The 15,918-nt window shown below is 67.8% G+C and carries 12 protein-coding genes; 8 read left to right on the forward strand and 4 right to left on the reverse strand.

Features of this window, described 5'->3' with window-relative positions:
- Window positions 1–12 precede the first annotated feature (12 nt).
- Window positions 13–414, reverse strand: a complete 402-nt coding sequence (locus ACJ8AT_RS19845; protein ID WP_407739335.1) for a hypothetical protein — start codon at window positions 412–414, stop codon at window positions 13–15.
- Between the two features lie 140 nt (window positions 415–554).
- Here ACJ8AT_RS19845 and grxC point away from each other — a divergent pair, with 140 nt between their 5' ends.
- From grxC to ACJ8AT_RS19860, 3 genes are all read left to right on the forward strand, one after another.
- Window positions 555–830, forward strand: coding sequence for a glutaredoxin 3 (gene grxC, locus ACJ8AT_RS19850; protein WP_407739336.1), 276 nt, complete (start codon window positions 555–557; stop codon window positions 828–830).
- A 248-nt stretch (window positions 831–1,078) separates the two neighbouring features.
- Window positions 1,079–1,717 carry a hypothetical protein gene (locus ACJ8AT_RS19855; RefSeq protein ID WP_407739337.1) on the forward strand — a complete coding sequence of 213 codons (639 nt, stop codon included), beginning with the start codon at window positions 1,079–1,081 and terminating at the stop codon, window positions 1,715–1,717.
- A 948-nt stretch (window positions 1,718–2,665) separates the two neighbouring features.
- Window positions 2,666–4,054 (forward strand): serine/threonine-protein kinase, encoded by a 1,389-nt coding sequence (locus tag ACJ8AT_RS19860; RefSeq protein WP_407739338.1) that lies wholly within the window; start codon window positions 2,666–2,668, stop codon window positions 4,052–4,054.
- Between the two features lie 22 nt (window positions 4,055–4,076).
- Here the strand turns inward: ACJ8AT_RS19860 and ACJ8AT_RS19865 are convergent, their stop codons facing one another.
- The gene (locus ACJ8AT_RS19865; protein ID WP_407739339.1) at window positions 4,077–5,444 is read right to left on the reverse strand and encodes a cystathionine beta-synthase; all 1,368 of its coding nucleotides are present in this window, start codon (window positions 5,442–5,444) and stop codon (window positions 4,077–4,079) included.
- Between the two features lie 293 nt (window positions 5,445–5,737).
- Here ACJ8AT_RS19865 and ACJ8AT_RS19870 point away from each other — a divergent pair, with 293 nt between their 5' ends.
- From ACJ8AT_RS19870 to ACJ8AT_RS19880, 3 genes are all read left to right on the forward strand, one after another.
- Window positions 5,738–6,778, forward strand: a complete 1,041-nt coding sequence (locus tag ACJ8AT_RS19870; protein WP_407739340.1) for an aminoglycoside phosphotransferase family protein — start codon at window positions 5,738–5,740, stop codon at window positions 6,776–6,778.
- 10 nt (window positions 6,779–6,788) lie between these two features.
- The gene (locus tag ACJ8AT_RS19875) at window positions 6,789–7,817 is read left to right on the forward strand and encodes a sugar phosphate nucleotidyltransferase (protein WP_407739341.1); all 1,029 of its coding nucleotides are present in this window, start codon (window positions 6,789–6,791) and stop codon (window positions 7,815–7,817) included.
- 122 nt (window positions 7,818–7,939) lie between these two features.
- The gene (locus ACJ8AT_RS19880) at window positions 7,940–8,737 is read left to right on the forward strand and encodes a hypothetical protein (protein ID WP_407739342.1); all 798 of its coding nucleotides are present in this window, start codon (window positions 7,940–7,942) and stop codon (window positions 8,735–8,737) included.
- Between the two features lie 19 nt (window positions 8,738–8,756).
- Here ACJ8AT_RS19880 and ACJ8AT_RS19885 read toward each other — a convergent pair whose 3' ends face one another.
- Both ACJ8AT_RS19885 and ACJ8AT_RS19890 read right to left on the reverse strand, forming a co-directional pair.
- Entirely contained in the window at window positions 8,757–9,521 is a 765-nt protein-coding gene (locus tag ACJ8AT_RS19885) for a Stp1/IreP family PP2C-type Ser/Thr phosphatase (RefSeq protein ID WP_407739343.1), read from the reverse strand.
- Between the two features lie 114 nt (window positions 9,522–9,635).
- On the reverse strand, window positions 9,636–10,019 hold the full coding sequence (locus ACJ8AT_RS19890) for a DUF192 domain-containing protein (protein WP_407739344.1): 384 nt from the start codon (window positions 10,017–10,019) through the stop codon (window positions 9,636–9,638).
- Between the two features lie 17 nt (window positions 10,020–10,036).
- On the opposite strand from ACJ8AT_RS19890, the gene ACJ8AT_RS19895 reads away from it, so the two are divergent.
- Together ACJ8AT_RS19895 and ACJ8AT_RS19900 are read left to right on the forward strand one after the other, a co-directional pair.
- Window positions 10,037–10,540 carry a tRNA (cytidine(34)-2'-O)-methyltransferase gene (locus ACJ8AT_RS19895; protein WP_407739345.1) on the forward strand — a complete coding sequence of 168 codons (504 nt, stop codon included), beginning with the start codon at window positions 10,037–10,039 and terminating at the stop codon, window positions 10,538–10,540.
- 33 nt (window positions 10,541–10,573) lie between these two features.
- Window positions 10,574–15,871 (forward strand): DnaJ domain-containing protein, encoded by a 5,298-nt coding sequence (locus ACJ8AT_RS19900; RefSeq protein WP_407739346.1) that lies wholly within the window; start codon window positions 10,574–10,576, stop codon window positions 15,869–15,871.
- Window positions 15,872–15,918 lie beyond the last annotated feature (47 nt).

Below are 15,918 nucleotides of genomic sequence, written 5' to 3' on the forward strand. Positions count from 1 at the left end.
TGTCCCGCGCGCTCAGCCCTTCTTCGGCGTCTTGCGCGCGGTGACCTTCTTGGCCACGCGTTTCACGGACGTCTTCGCCGCCGCGGCTACGCGGCTCAGGAGCTTTCCGCCACGCGCGGGGGTCTTGGCCTTGGCGCTCGCTCGGCCCGCAGGCGCCGCCTTCTTGGCCTTGGCGCGAGTGGCTCGGGCAGGGGCCTCAGTCTGGGCGGCTTTGCGCTTCTCGGCCCGCGCCCGGAGGCGGGTCACCGTCTCGGCATTCTTCCGGCCATAGTGCAGGCCCTCCTGGGACTCCACCAGAGGGGCCATGTCCCCCTTGTGGGAAGTGGCGGCCTTGAGCGAGTCCGGCGGGGTGGCACGCTCCCGCGGTTCGCGCTTCGGAACCTGAAAGTGATCGTAGCTGTATCCGCGCGGCATGATTCCTCCTGTGCCTCAAAGCTAAGGAGCAGCCAGCGCGGTGGGGATGCTCCTCCGTACGGCTGGAGGGCAAGGTGGCGGCCTTCGCCTATTCCGGGATCGAGTTCCCGGGGCGAGGGGCGGTGCGCACCTTGCTTCCCATGAACCCCGTCAAGCTCTACACGAAGCCCACGTGTCCCTACTGCGTCCGGGCCAAGCAGCTGCTCGACAGCAAGGGTGTGCGCTATGAAGAGATCGTCATCGAGGGTGACGCCGCCAGGCGCAGCGAGATGATCGCCGCCGCCCACGGGAGGACCACGGTGCCGCAGATCTTCATCGCAGGTCGGCACGTGGGCGGGTGCGACGATCTGTACGCGCTCGAGGACTCTGGCCAGCTTGACGGCATGCTGGGGCTCGGAGTGCAGCCAGGGGTGTGAGTTCTTGTGGGCACGAAGATCCTGAAGGTTCAGCATCGGGGGGCCGTTGTTGAAGGCTCCAGCAGCAGGGGTCCATTGCTGACGGCGTCAGCACCGGTGGGGTCCCCTGGCAAAGTGTACAATGCTGCACCATGCTTGAAGGGAAGTGGTTCCGGCACTCTCTCTGCTGGGTGTTGGTCGCTTGGGGGTGCTCATCTCCCAGGCCCATTGATCCGGATATTGTGCGGCCAAGCGCTGGAGAACCGCCCTTGGCAGCACTTCCTGGACCGATGCTCGGATCGTTCGACTCCTTCGAGGACGCGCTACTCGCGTCCTGCCGAAAAATCATCCAGAAGCCGAATGCAACCGCTGGCCGCAAAGATCATCAGGATTTCTGGACCCGGTGGCGAGTCTCAACCGAATATTGCGCCTGGATATATTATACTCCGGACGACAAATACGAGGTCAGCAGACTCACAGACCAGTCGGAAATAGATCCTGCGGATAGAAGCAGGACTTGTCTCCTCCCTTCGCGTGTCGAGGATCGGCGCTACCCGCCTGACAGCATCAAATACATCTGCTCTCTGCATAACCATCTTTTTGATGACGCCCTTTCCCGCAGGGATATTGGATTCATTGTCTCGCAGGGACTGAGGCATGGCTTTGAAAGCACGACTGCGGATGGGGTGCGCGCACTTTCTATCGTCGCGTTCTTCTCGAATAATGTCGAAGTCCCCACGTGTGATGGCTTTCATCAGTATGTTCCGGCCTCCGGCAAGCTGTTCAAGTATACCAATAAAGAAGGCAAGTGGAGTTGCGAGCAGACGGGTATCGTCACGTGGGAGGATGAGACGAACTTTTCAATCGAAAAGGAAAGTCTTCCCTGTCCTGGCCAGGGTGTACCATGAGAAATCTGTCCCTCTTGGTTATCATCGTTCTCTCGAGTTGTATGCGGAACCCCAGCGTCCCACCCTCCCGGGATGAGGATACATCCATCGCGTTCCCAGAGTTCTACGATCGCTTCGCGGTCGTGGTTGGCAAAGAGCAAGGCCAACCGTATGAACTTGATGGGGTAACGCTTCGGGCCATCGCGATTGCCGCCAATGACTTCATACCCCCAGGCACCAAAGAGCGGCCCTGTTGGCAAAGGCAAGAAGCTCACCGCTATCGGGTCATTCGCCGGGGCGACATCATCTTTGTTGATATCAGTTGGGATCCCAGGTATTGCCAGGTCAACTTCGGGATACTGGATGGCGGAGTGAGATACGCAATCAGTACCGACGGCCGTATCCTCCGGCGGCTATTTGATGGCGAACCCGAGGGACCGGTTGGTCCAGAGTCCCCCGACGCCGGTGACCAGCAATTCAAAGGCACTCCGGTCCCCCTCTCCTCTCTGGGAAGTATTTACGGCGAACCAGTGCCGAACGCCTTGCCTCCGGGGTGGTTGGACGGCGGGGTTGGTCCTGCGGGCCCGGTGTCTCGACCTCCGCAGGCTTTGGTACCTGATGGAGGCTCTCCTCCAGATGATGCCGGTCTTTGACAGCACCGTGCCAGTCGACGCAGACCTGGAGGGCTAATCGGCATGCTCGATGATGGGGTGACGTACGCCATCGGCGTGGACGGGCGGATCCTCAGGCGAGCACTTGATGGGAGTGGACGCTAGAAACACCGAGGGCCTCCCGCTCCCCGGTTTCCGGGCAGCCTGGAGGCCCTCCGTGCTTCCGTGACGGTCGTGACTCCCAGGCCCCCGTGCGGTACCCGCGAAGGGGCAACCTATGCCGTCTCTAGTGCGGAACCCCACCTATGGGGTAGAGTGCTCCTGGCGAGCGTGCTCGCTTTGCCCTCGGAGCCTCCCCGTGTCTCACCTCTCGTCCATAGACCCGCGCGCCTTTGTCCCCGGCTCGTTGGTGGGCCCTTGGCGCATCATCGAACTCCATGATTTCGGCTCCTTCGGCGCCATCTACCGAGTCGAGCGCGCCGAGCATCCAGAAGCCGGCCCCTTCGCGCTCAAGATCGCCTTGTACCCCGAGGATCCGCGCTTCTCACGAGAAGTGGAGCTACTCCAGCGTGGGGTGCATCCCTCCATTCCACGCTTCGAGGACCGGGGCGGGTGGACCGGACCTGATGGGCGAGTCTTCCCCTATGTCGTCATGGAGTGGGTGCAGGGCCGGCTCTTGTACGAGTGGACGCGCGTGCACAAGCCCACCTCGCGCGAGGTGCTGCGGGTGCTGGCGCAGCTGGCCTCGGCGCTCGCACTCGTGCATGCGGACGGGGGAGTTCATCGGGACGTGAAGGGAGACAACATCCTGGTGACTGCCGGGGGCCGCGCCGTGTTGCTGGACTGGGGAGGTGGCACCTACGCAGGTGCCAAGGCCCTGACGGACACGCTGCTGCCTCCAGGAACCTCGATCTACCGGGCCCCCGAGGCGGTGCGCTGGGCCTGGGCTCACCGGAGGGCCAAGGGAGAGTCCTACCAGGCCAACCCATCTGATGACGTGTATGCGCTCGGGGTGACGGCGTATCGCGTGTGCACGGGTACCTATCCGCCCGCACCCGACGAGAGCAGTGAGCCCCAGCGGCGGCTCCTTGCGCCGCGAGAGCTTGCCACCGTGAGCGTGGGACTGGAGCGCCTGCTGTTGGCGTGTCTCTCCGAGGATCCGAGCGCCCGCCCCACCTCCGCGGCGTTGGCCGTCAGCCTGTCTGCCGCTGCCGGGGAAAAGGAGGCCTCGAACCCGATTGCCCCCACGTCCGCCGCAGCCAGCACCGACGAGACTTCCCACCCAGGGCCTCGGCGCCGGTTCGCGGTGCCTGTATGGCTCTCGGTGAGTGCGGCGGCTGTGGCGGGAGGCCTGCTGGCAATGGCCTTATCAGCACTCCAGCGCCCTGGGCCTCGCTCACCGGCGGCTCCAGAGCGTTCTCCCGACCTCGCCGAGCACGTGCACAAGACGCCCGCTCACGAGGCGCCAGATGGTGGTGTAGGGGACGAAGTCCTGACCTCCGCTGTGAACGTGCCGCGCGCGGGAGTACCAGCCTCCGCGATGGGGCTCCCCATGCCGAAGACGCCCCGTCCTGGCCAGCGCAAGCCACCCTGCGAACGCGGAGAGACGGCCATCAACGGGGCCTGCTGGGTCGCAGTGGATAAGGAGAAGCCCCCCTGCGGCCCGAAGATGTTTGACTACGAGGACCACTGCTACTTCGCCTCATACGACGCTCCCCGCCAGCCCTCCTCGGAGGAACAGCGGTGAACCTCCGTTCCTGACGCGGCGCTCAGGCGCCCATGCGGTGCATGTAGTCGATCAGATCGATCTTCGTGACGATGCCGACGATCTTCTCGCCCTCCTTCACCACCGCCACGTTGTCCTGCGCGAAGATCTCCCGCAGCCGGTTGATGCTCGTGTCCGGAGACACCGCGCCCTGCATCGGCGCGACGATGCTGTCGATCGCGTCGTTGAACCTCGCCTTGTTGGCCACCAGGGCGTTGAGCAAGTCGTACTCGTGCACCATGCCCACCGCGCGGCCCTCGCCGTTGAGCACCGGCATCTGGCTGATGCCGTGCTTGCGCATCAGCTCCACCACCTGATCCACCTTGTCGCCCTTGCGCACCGTGAGCACCTCGCGCCGCTTCTCCCCGAGGATGTCGCGCACCGTGCCCGCGCCCTTCTCCTCCAGGAAGCCGTTGTCGCGCATCCACTCGTCCGAGTGGAACTTGCTGATGTAGGCCATGCCCGAGTCCGGCAGCACCACGACGATCGTCTTCCCCTTGCCGACCTCCTTGGCCAGCTGCACCGCCACGTGCACCGCCGCGCCCGCCGAGCCGCCGACGAAGATGCCCTCCTCGCGCGCCAGCCGCCTCGCCGCGATGAAGGACTGCCGGTCATCCACCTGCCGCACCTCGTCCACCACCTTGAAGTCCATGGCGCCGCACAGCATGTCCTCGCCGATGCCTTCCACTTTGTACACGTGCGGGGTGGTCAGCTTGCCCGTCTTGAAGTAGCCCTCGTACACCGAGCCCTCTGGATCCACGCCCACGTTCTTCAGCCCGGGGATCTTCTCCTTCAGGTACTTGCCCGCGCCGCTCATCGTGCCGCCGGTGCCCAGGCCCGACACGAAGTAGTCGAACTTGCCCTCGGTCTGCTCGTAGAGCTCCGGGCCCGTCAGCTTGTAGTGCGCCTCGATGTTGTCCGGGTTGTGGTACTGGTTGAGCATGAACGAGCCCGGCGTCTCGCGGTGGATGCGCTTGGCCGTCTCGTAGTAGCTGCGCGGATCCTCGGCCGGCACGTTCGTCGGCGTCACCACGACTTGAGCGCCCAGCGCCTTCAGCCGGTTGATCTTCTCCAGCGACATCTTGTCCGGCATGGTGAAGATGCACTTGTAGCCCTTCACCGCCGCCGCCAGCGCCACGCCCATGCCCGTGTTGCCGGAGGTGTTCTCGACAATCGTCCCGCCGGGCTTGAGCTTCCCCTCCCGCTCGGCCTTCTCGAGGATGTAGAGCGCCATGCGGTCCTTGATGGACGCGCCCGGGTTCATGAACTCGCACTTGACCAGCACCGTGGCGTCGTTCGGCCCCACCATCTTGTTGAGCTTCACCAGGGGGGTGTGGCCAATGGCCGTGAGGATGTTCTCGTGGATGTCCATCGTGGTTTCTCTGGGAGAGGGGTCTGCTCTGCGCGCGGCCCTTATATGCTGTGGCTCCGAGCGGAGTCGACACCGACGCCAGTGGCTCGGGCCGTCCCTGGAAAACACCTCGCCGGCACAGGGCCTTCCGGCAGCCTCAGCCTCCTGGCGCTGCCGCGCCCCGTCATGCGGGAGCCCGTCGCGTAGGCGACAGCCTGGGTGCTCGCCAGACGGGCCTGCATCTCCTCCTTTGACCCACCTCCCCCCGGCCCCCATACTGGGTGTCCGTTCCAAACCTTTGGAGACCCGTCCCGATGGAACTCGAGGCCGCCCTGCGCGAGCAGGTGGGGAAGGCCATTGGCCGCCCCGTTCCTAACGCCCCCATCAAGAAGCTGAAGGGGGATGCGAGCAATCGCTCCTACTACCGCGTCGGCACGCCCCCGGAGAGCTGGGTGGTGATGGTGATGCCGCTGGATGCGACGAAGAAGAGCGAGGAGGCCACCAAGGGCGAGCCGCCCAAGGAACTGCCCTTCGTCAACGTCCACCGCTACCTGGAGAAGCTCAACGTCCGGGTGCCGCGCATCCTGCGCTACGACGAGCCGGCGGGGATGATGGTGCTCGAGGATCTCACGGACCAGACCTTCGAGGCGGCGCTGGAGGGCGGCAAGCACCGGCACGCGCTCTACAGCCGGGCGGTGGAGCTGCTGGCGCGCCTGCGCGTGGAGGCCGAGCGCAAGCCGGATGCCGAGTGCCTGGCCTTCACCCGCGCCTTCGACGAGGACCTGTACGACTGGGAGCTTCACCACTTCCGCGAGTGGGGCCTGGAGGCCTGGAGCGGCAAGAAGCCCACGGACGCCGAGCGCGCCGAGCTGGACCGCACCTTCCGGGAGATTGCGCGCACGCTGGCGGCCGCCCCGCGCGGCTTCACGCACCGCGACTACCAGAGCCGCAACATCATGGTGAAGGACGGCGAGCTGGTGGTGATCGACTTCCAGGACGCGCTCCAGGGGCCGCGGCAGTATGACTTGGTGGCGCTGCTGCGCGACAGCTACGTGGAGCTGGACCGGGACTTCGTGGACACGATGCTGGACCGCTACATCGACGCCTTCGCGGACGCGGGCGGCGGGAAGATCGAGCGCGGTCCGTTCAAGGACTTCTTCGACTTGCTCACCATCCAGCGCAAGCTCAAGGACGCGGGGCGCTTCGAGTTCATCAACCGGGTGAAGGGCAACCCGGGCTTCCTGGTCTCCATCCCCGCCTCGCTGCGCTACGTGAAGGCCGCGTTCGCGCGGCGCCCGGAGCTGCGCAAGCTGCAGGAGCTGATCAGCCGCTACGTCCCCGAACTCTCCGCGTGAAGGGCTCTGTATGAAGGCGATGATCCTCTGCGCGGGCCTGGGCACGCGCCTGCGGCCGCTGACCGAGCGCTGGCCCAAGCCGGCGCTGCCGTTCCTCGGCCAGCCGCTGCTGCGCTACCACCTGGCGGTGCTCAAGGCCGCGGGGGTCTCCGCGGTGGGCATCAACACGCACCACCTGCCAGAGGTCATGACCGACACGGCCCGCGCCGAGTGTGAGCGCGCCCGGCTCCCGCTGCACGTGGTGCATGAGCCCGTCATCCAGGGCACGGGCGGCGGCATCCGAGGCCTGCGGGACTTCCTCTCGGATGACGACTTCATCGTCTTCAATGGGGACATTCTCTTTCCGGTGGATCTGCGCCCGGTGGTGGCGGCGCACAAGAGCTCGGGCGCGGCGGCCACGATGGTGCTGATGCCCATGCCCGCGGATGAGAAGTACGCCGCCGTGGAGATGGATCCCCAGCGGCAGGTGCGCAGGATCGCCGGGCATGGGCCGGGCGGCGCCGCGCTGAGCCCGTGGCACTTCACGGGCGTGCACGTGATCTCTCCGCGCGTCTTCGACTTCATGGCTCCCTCGGGCCCCGAGGACATCAACCGCGACATCTACGTGCGGGTGATGGAGGCAGGGCTGGCGGTGCGCGGCGAGGTGGTGCAGGCGTACTGGTCGGATCTGGGCACGCCCTCGCGCTACCTGTCCACGGTGCGGGACGTGCTGTTTGGCCACGTGTCCTTGGAGGGGTTGGGCAAGGCGTCTCCGTTCTTCTCGGCGCCTCGGGGGACGGGGAACTGGTGGGCCCACGCGAGCGCGCACCTGGGCGCCGCGAAGGTGGCGGGCCCTGCGTACTTCGGAGCCGGGAGCGTGCTGGACGATGGCGCGCGCATTGGCTCGGCCGTGGCGGTGGGCCCGAGGGCTCGCGTGGGAGATGGAGCGCGGCTCAACCGCGTGGCTGTCTTCGAGGACACCGAGATCGCGCCGGGCGAGGAGCTGGTCGAGGTCCTCGCCTGGGGCGCCCACCGGGTGCCCGCGCCGATCGCGCCTTGAGTCCGACGCGTGGAGCCCGTTCCTTCGCGGCCGCCTTCTTCTCGCGCAGGAGCTGGGAGGCTGGCGGGGCCAGGCCCCCCCCCTCGGCTCACGTGCGCTCGGCGCGCTAGACTGTCCCTGCCATGCACCCCGCGCGCTCGAACACCCCAGAGGGCTCAGAGCCCCTGGCGCCCGCCGCCACCGCTCTGGTTCCCGCGGAGCAGGACGCCGTCCACGAGCCACCGTGGCTCACCGAGGCATTGGAGCCGGTGCTGAGGTTTCTCAGGACGGCGTGGGCCTTCACTCGCGGTCCAGCGCGTTTCTGCGGGGACTGGATGTCCGGCCGGCAGGAGGCGATGAACCCTGTCACCTTCATCGGTACAGCGACGGCCCTCGTTGTCTTCGCCATGCGCGCGGTGGGGGACACAACCGGGCGCCACATGGCGCCGACCTTCTTCTCACAGCTCTTCCTGGCGCTGGCTCCACAGCTCTACTACGCCCAGTTCGGGCTGGTGGCGCATGCGGTGCTCCGGCTGCTCGGGAGCCGCCGCCGCTGGACCAGCTCGGTGGGAGTGGCGCTCTTCGCCGGGGGAATCTTCCCCACGATTGCCACGCTGCTCTCGCTGGGCGTGGTGCTCGGCGTGTACTGGTTCCACGGGCTCCCGGAGGATGTCTCTCCGTTCCAAGCGGTTCCGGCCTGGGCCCGGATCATCCTGGGCGTGCTCATCAGCGGCGCTTTCTCCGCCTTCTTCTTCACGCTCGCTCGGGGCCTCGGCGCCGTGCATGAGGTGAGCCGGGCCCGGCGGGTCATCGCGTTGATGGCGGCAGTGCTCGTCACCGGCCTCATCGCCCGGGTGGCGCCGCTGCCCACCATGCAGCTCGTGGTGGGCCTGCGGTGGTCAGGGCCGGTGCCGCTGCCCAGCTTCGATCTGCGGTTCTGACCGCGGGGAGGGCAGACGCTCAGCTATGGTGGTAGCGGGCGAGCACGCAGGTGACGTTGTCGTTGCCGCCCGCGGCGTTGGCCAGATCGATGAGCTGGCTGCACGCCTTCTCCAGCTCGGAGGTGCGGGTGAGCACGTCCTGGATCTGCGGATCGGTCACCATGCCGGACAGGCCGTCCGAGCACAGCAGGAAGATGTCGCCTTCCTTGGGCTCGATGCGCGAGACGTCCACCACCACCGACTCCTTCATCCCCAGCGCGCGGACGATCACGTTCTTGTGGGGGAAGTTCTCGATCTCCTCGGGCGTGAGCTTCTTCGCCTTGAGGTAGTCGTTGAGCAGCGAGTGGTCCTCGGTGACTTGCTTGAGCACGCCCTCGCGGAAGAAGTAGACGCGGCTGTCGCCCACGTGCCCCACATAGGCCGTGGAGTTGGCGAAGTGCACCGTGACGATCGTGGTGCCCATACCCTTGTACTTGGAGTCGCCGCTGGCCCGCTCGAAGATCTTCGAGTTCGCCAGCTTGATGCCGGTGGCCAGCCGGTTCTCGTCGTAGTTGCGCGTCTTGTCCATCTTGAACGGCCAGGTGGCGTCCGCGTCCCGCGAGGTCATCCGGAAGAACTCGCCCAGCTCTTCCACGGCGATCTTCGAGGCGATCTCTCCAGAGGAGTGGCCGCCCATGCCGTCGGCGACGCAACAGAGGTTCTCCTCGGGCAACACGAGATAGTTGTCCTCGTTGTGGTTGCGCTTCATCCCGACGTGGGTGATGCCTGCTACCTCGATGCGCATGCTGGGGAACTCGTGTGACGCGCCGGTGTGGACGTGGGCGCGTTGGAGACAGTTCGACAGGTTAACAAAGCGCCCCTGAGGGGGCAAAACCGATCATGCAGGGGTGGCGCCGCTTTACTTCGGGGACGGCCGCTGGCCGGCCGGGTCCGAGGGCTCGAAGCGCAGCCGGTCCCCCTCCTGGGTCTGGCTGCCCGCCAGCGTGCCCGCCGGCAGCTCCAGCACCGAGTGGGCCTTGAAGTACACGGAGCTGACTCGCCAGGGGGGCATGGCCGGGATCTGCTTGACGATGAGCCCGTCTGGATCCAGGAAGGCCACATCGATGGGGATGCGCATGAAGAAGGTGTGGATGGAGTTGCAGGGCAGGATGTGCATGCCCTCGCCGAACGCGAGCGAGCGCCGCCCCATCAGCCCCATGAAGCGGTCCACGAACGAGGCGGCCCGCTCGGCTTGGTCCGCCAGCAGCTTGCCCCGAGTGACATTGGTGACCTTCCAGCGCATGCCGAGCGTTCTACCCCATGCTTGAGCCTCTCGCGCGTCCGCTGCACCTGGTGCTGGTGTCGCCGCAGATCCCCCCCAACACGGGCAACGTGGCCCGGCTGTGCGCGGTGACGGGCAGCCGGCTGATCCTCGTGGAGCCGCTGGGGTTCTCCATTACCGACCGGGAGCTCAAGCGCGCCGGCCTGGACTACTGGGACAAGGTGTTCCTCAAGCTGTATCCCACCTATGCGGCGTACCTGGAGGACTACCCGGAGGCCCGGCGGTGGCTGTTCTCGGCGCGGGCCACTACATCCCTGTATGCCGCGCGGTTCGAGCCGGGGGATCATCTGGTGTTCGGCTCGGAGGTGACGGGGCTGCCGGCCGAGCTGATGGAGGGGGGCTCCGGGCAGCCGGTGACGATTCCGATGCTGCCGGAGCGGCGGAGCCTGAACCTGTCTACCTCGGTGGGGATTGCCACCTACGAAGCACTGCGTCAGGTGCAGCTGGGGGAGGCGGCCAGGCAGACACCCCCGGCAAGTTGAGGGCCCGAGCGGAGGGACTAGACTCGGGGCGGAATGCCGCCCTCGCTCGTCGCTGAAGCCCTGTACTCCGCCCACAAGTCTCGCGCCACCGGCCAGCTCACGCTGCATGCGGGCGGCAGGGAGTCGCGCCTGTTCCTCCAGGAAGGGAACCTGGTGGGCACGCAGCTCGGGTTCGGGTTCCAGAGCCCGGCGCAGGCGCTGCTCTTGGGCGGGCGGCTGAAGGTGGAGGCGCTGGATGCGCTCTGGGCCCGAGGCGGGGCGGGCCGGCCGGATGAGGATCTGCTCGAGGAGCTGGGGATGGAGGAGGGCGCGGTGGCGGAGCTGCAGGTGCTCGCCCACGTGCGGCGGCTGAGCCAGCTTGCCGAGCGCTCCGCCTTCGAGCCGGGAGCGGTGGAGGAGATGTTCCGGCCCATTGCTGGCGCTCGGGTGGTTCGCGCCGCGCTGGAGCCGGCGGTGGGGGCTGGGCGAGGGGCTCGCGTGTACCGCTGTGCGGATGTGGCTGCATGTGCGCCGTGGCTGTCGAGCGAGGAGGAGCGGACCTTTCTGGGGACGCTCGCGGCCTTCCGGCAGCCGGAGACGGTGACGCCCGCTCAGGAGGTGCTGCTGCATCTGCTGGAGCGGGAGGGGCTCGTCGAGTCCTTGAGTGTCGAGGAGTGGGAGGAGCGGGAGCGGGCACGGAGAGCGGAGGAAGCCCGGCTGGCGGAGGAGGCGCGCCGCGCGGAAGAGGCCCGGCTGGCGGAGGAGGCTCGGCTGGCCGAAGAGGCTCGCCGCGCAGAAGAGGCTCGGCTGGCGGAGGAAGCCCGGTTGGCGGAAGAGGCTCGGCTGGCGGAGGAGAGGCGCCTGGCGGAGGAAGCCCGGCTGGCAGAGGAGAGACGGCTGGCGGAAGAGGCTCGGCTGGCGGAAGAGCGGCGTCTGGCCGAGGAGGCGCGTCTCGCCGAGGAGCGTCGGCTGGCAGAAGAGGCTCGGCTGGCAGAAGAGGCTCGACTGGCCGAGGAGCGTCGGCTGGCAGAAGAGGCTCGACTCGCTGAAGAGGCTCGACTCGCTGAAGAGGCTCGGCTGGCGGAGGAAGCCCGTCGAGCCGAGGAAGCTCGCCTCGCCGAAGAGCGTCGTCTGGCGGAGGAGGCACGTCTCGCGGAGGAGGCGCGCGTTGCCGAAGAGGCACGACTGGCCGAAGAGCGTCGGCTAGCGGAAGAAGCGCGTCTTGCTGAAGAGGCTCGTCGCGCTGAAGAGGCCCGATTGGCGGAAGAAGCGCGCCTTGCTGAAGAGGCTCGCTTGGCAGAGGAGGCGCGCCGCGCGGAAGAGGTTCGGCTGGCGGAAGAGGCTCGTCGCGCGGAAGAGGCCCGACTGGCTGAGGAGGCGCGTCTCGCTGAAGAGGCTCGGCTGGCAGAAGAGGCTCGGCTGGCAGAAGAGGCTCGGCTGGCAGAAGAGGCTCGCCTCGCTGAAGAGAAGCGATTGGCAGAAGAGGCTGCACGCAAGGCTGAAGAGGCTCGGTTGGCCGAAGAGGCTGCACGCAAGGCCGAAGAGGCTGCACGCAAGGCAGAAGAGGCTGCACGCAAGGCCGAAGAGGCTCGGCTGGCTGAGGAGGCGCGTCTCGCTGAAGAGGCGCGGTTGGCCGAAGAGCGCCGTTTGGCGGAAGAAGCAGCTCGCAAGGCGGAAGAGGCGCGGTTGGCCGAGGAGGCTCGGCTCGCGGAGGAGCGTCGCTTGGCCGAAGAGGCGCGGTTGGCCGAGGAGGCCCGCCTCGCTGAAGAGGCCCGTCTCGCTGAAGAGGCTCGCCGAGCCGAAGAGCAGCGTCTGGCCGAAGAAGCGCGCCGCGCCGAAGAAGCCCGTCTTGAGAAAGAGCGGCGTCTAGCCGAGGAGGCTCGGCTGGCCGAGGATGCCCGTCGAGCTGAGGAAGCTCGTCGTCTTGAGGAAGAGCGGCGTCTGGCGGAGGAAGCACGTCTAGCCGAAGAGGCTCGCCTCGCTGAAGAGGCTCGCCTCGCCGAAGAGCGCCGTCTTGCGGAGGAAGAGGCAGCGCGCAAGGCAGAAGAGGTTCGGTTGGCTGAGGAGGCACAGCTCGCCGAGGAAGCACGTCAGGCCGAAGAGGCTCGGTTGGCCGAGGAAGCGCGTCTGGCTGAGGAGGCCCGCCTCGCGGAAGAGCGGCGTCTGGCGGAAGAGGCGCGCTTGGCCGGGGAAGCCCGCCGGGCGGAAGAGGCTCGCCGGGCTGAAGAGCAGCGTCTGGCGGAAGAGGCGCGCTTGGCCGAGGAGGCTCGTCGGGCTGAAGAAGCCCGTCTCGAGGAAGCGCGCCGTCTGGCTGAGGAGGCCCGTCTGGCTGAGGAGGCACGGCTCGCCGAGGAAGCACGTCAGGCCGAAGAGGCTCGGTTGGCTGAGGAAGCACGTCGTGCTGAAGAGGCGCGTCTCGCTGAAGAGGCGCGGTTGGCCGAAGAGCGCCGTTTGGCGGAAGAAGAGGCAGCCCGCAAGGCGGAAGAGGCGCGGTTGGCCGAGGAGGCTCGGCTCGCGGAGGAGCGTCGGCTGGCCGAAGAAGCCCGCTTGGCCGAAGAAGCCCGCTTGGCCGAAGAAGCCCGCTTGGCCGAAGAGGCCCGCCTCGCCGAGGAAGCGCGTCGAGCTGAGGAGGCTCGACTGGCCGAAGAGGCGCGGTTGGCTGAAGAGCGACGGCTGGCTGAGGAGGCCCGCCTCGCCGAGGAGGCGCGGTTGGCCGAAGAGGCTCGACTGGCCGAAGAGACGCGCTTGGCCGAAGACGCTCGACTGGCCGAAGAGGCTCGTCAGGAAGAGGCGCGCCGACTCGCGGAGGCTGCGCGGCTCGCGAAGGATCTGCATCAGGCCGCGGAGGCGGCTCGGCTGGAAGACGAGGCCCGACAGGCCGAGGAGGCACGTCAGGCCCAGCAGGCTCAACAGATGGAGGAGGACCGGCTCGAGCAGGAGCGGCAACGAGCCAAGCAGGCGCGGCTGCTGGAGAAGGCGCGCCGTGCCGCCGAAGAGGCTCGGCAGGCCGAGCAATCCCCAGAGCCCGCCGAGCCCCTCTCCCAGCCCGAACCCCTCCAAGACGAGGAGTCTCGCCGGGAGGAAGAGCGGCGCCGGGCCAAGGAAGCGCGGCTGGCGGAGAAGGCGCGTCGCATCGCCGAGGCGGCCCAGCTCACCGAGGAGCCCAGCCCCGCCGAGGCGCCGCCTCCGGAAGCTCGGCACATCGAAGAAGTCCCTCTGGACGATGCCGTCCTCCTGATGGAGGAGACGCGTCAGGCGGAGCTCCAGGCCGAGGAAGCCCGGCTCGCGGAGGATGCACGTCAGGCCGAAGAGGCGCGGCTGGCCGAGGAACTGCGCCAGGCCTCCGAGGCGCGTCAGGCCGCGGAAGCCGCGCACTGGCACGACGAGCCCCAGGCCGAGCAACCCGCCTCGCCCCCCAATCCCTTCGAGGATGAAGAGACCCGCCGAGCGGAGGAGCGCCGTCGAGCCAAGGAAGCCCGGCTTGCGGAGAAGGCTCGCCGCGCCGCGGAGACGGCTCCGCCAGCCGAAGAGGCGCTCGCGGAAGCTCCTCCGCTGACGCTCGATGATGGAGACTTCATCACCGTGGAGGCCGAGGCCCCCGCCACGTCCCCGGCGCCCATCGCCGAGTTCTCCTGGTCCGATGCCATCCCTCAGGCCGAGGCGCAGCCCCAGGACGCGCTGCTCCCGGAGAACAAGGATGCGCTGCTCCACGCGCGGCAGCAGGCGGAGGCCGCGCTCCAGCATGAGCTCGAAGAGGTGAAGCGCCGCTCGGTGGCGGCCCCTGTCGACTCCTGGCTCGTCGAGGAACCCACTCCGGCTCCCAAGCCCTCCACCGAGGCTGCCGCAGGGCCCGCACCGCGGGTCGATCTGGAGCAGGACATCTGGAGCGACCTCGTTCCCCTCAAGGATGCTCCGGGCGCGGTGGCTCCAACGCCTGTGCCGCCCACGCCGGTGGCTCCGAGCTTGGCCGCCGCTCCGCCTCTCGCGCCCACGCCAGCGCCCCTCCCGCCAGCACCTGCCGCCCTCGCCCAGCCCGAGCCCCCGCCTGCGCCCAGCCCGGGGCAGGACACCCGCTCGTCCGGCGAAGAGGATCTCTGGCGCATTGTCACCTTCGATCAGGCGGAGGCTCCCTCGAACCTCTCCGAGTCCTTCGAGGCCGCGCTGAACAAGGTGGAGTCCCAGCTGGAGTCGCTCGTCCAGCCGGAGGCCTCCCAGGCGAGAGGCAATGAGGGAGCGCCTCCAGCGGTGGCTCAGCCCCCAGCGGCCCCCGCGCCGGTGTCCACCCCAAGCGCTTTCCCACCGGCCCCTGGTGACAAGGCCGCGACAACTGGCCAGACTGCACTGAACACCTCATCCGGTAGTGCCCTGGACGACGAACTCGATGGGCTGGATGATTGGGACTTTGACGAGGACGACGTGGCGGGAGATCCCTCCAACCCTGACGAAGCGTCTCGGCAGCGGCGCCAGCGCCTGCTCCGCCGCGCCATGGAGAACATGGGCGCCCTGGGGGCCCGGCCCGATGCTCCGGTCGGCTCGGTCCCGGTGAGCGCTCCTTCAGCGTCCGAGGCGGCTCCTGCCGCGGCTCCCACGCCCGCGGCGGAGGACTCGGGGCTGGTGCAGCAGATCGAGCAGCGTTACGCCGAGCTGCAGAACAAGCGCGATCACTTCGCCATCCTCGCCATCACCCCGGAGACGCCCAAGGATCAGGTGAAGGCGTCGTTCCTCAGTCTGGCCAAGGTCTTCCACCCGGATCGCCTGCCGCCCTCGCTGCCGCACCTGGCGCCCAAGATGACCTCCGTCTTCGAGGCCATCCGCGAGGCGTACGAAATCCTCTACGACGACGCCAAGCGCGCCGCGTACCTGGAGGGCCTCAAGAAGGCGGCAGCTCCCAAGCCTTCGGCGGCCCCCTCGGCGCCGGGCATGAGCCCCACGGGCCGAGGCATGGCGGCCAGCAACCCGGGAGACCTCTTCAAGATGGGCGAGGTCTTCTTCCGCAAGCGTGACTTCGCGGTGGCCGCGGATCACTTCGAGCGCGCCCACGCGCTGGAGCCCAAGCCGCTCTACCTGGCCGCGCTGGGCTGGACGATCTACATGGATCCCCAGCGCAAGGCGGAGGTGGCTCGGGCCAAGCAGCTGATGGCCGAGGCCCTCCAGGGCGACCCCAACTGCGACCGGGCGCACTACCAGCTCGGGGTCATCGCCCGGGTGGAGGGAGACGCGGACCGGGCCGAGCGCCACTTCCGCGAGGCCGTGCGCGCCAACCCCAAGCACCTGGAAGCCAACCAGGAGCTGCGCCTCATCGAGATGCGGAAGAAGAACTCCCCTGCGTCCAAGAAGGGTTTCTTCCGCTGAACACCCACCAGCCAGGCATCCGTTCCCCTGCCCAGCGGGCGGGGGGA

The sequence above is a fragment of the Hyalangium sp. genome (genome assembly GCF_045802625.1).
Taxonomy (GTDB): Bacteria; Myxococcota; Myxococcia; order Myxococcales; family Myxococcaceae; genus Hyalangium.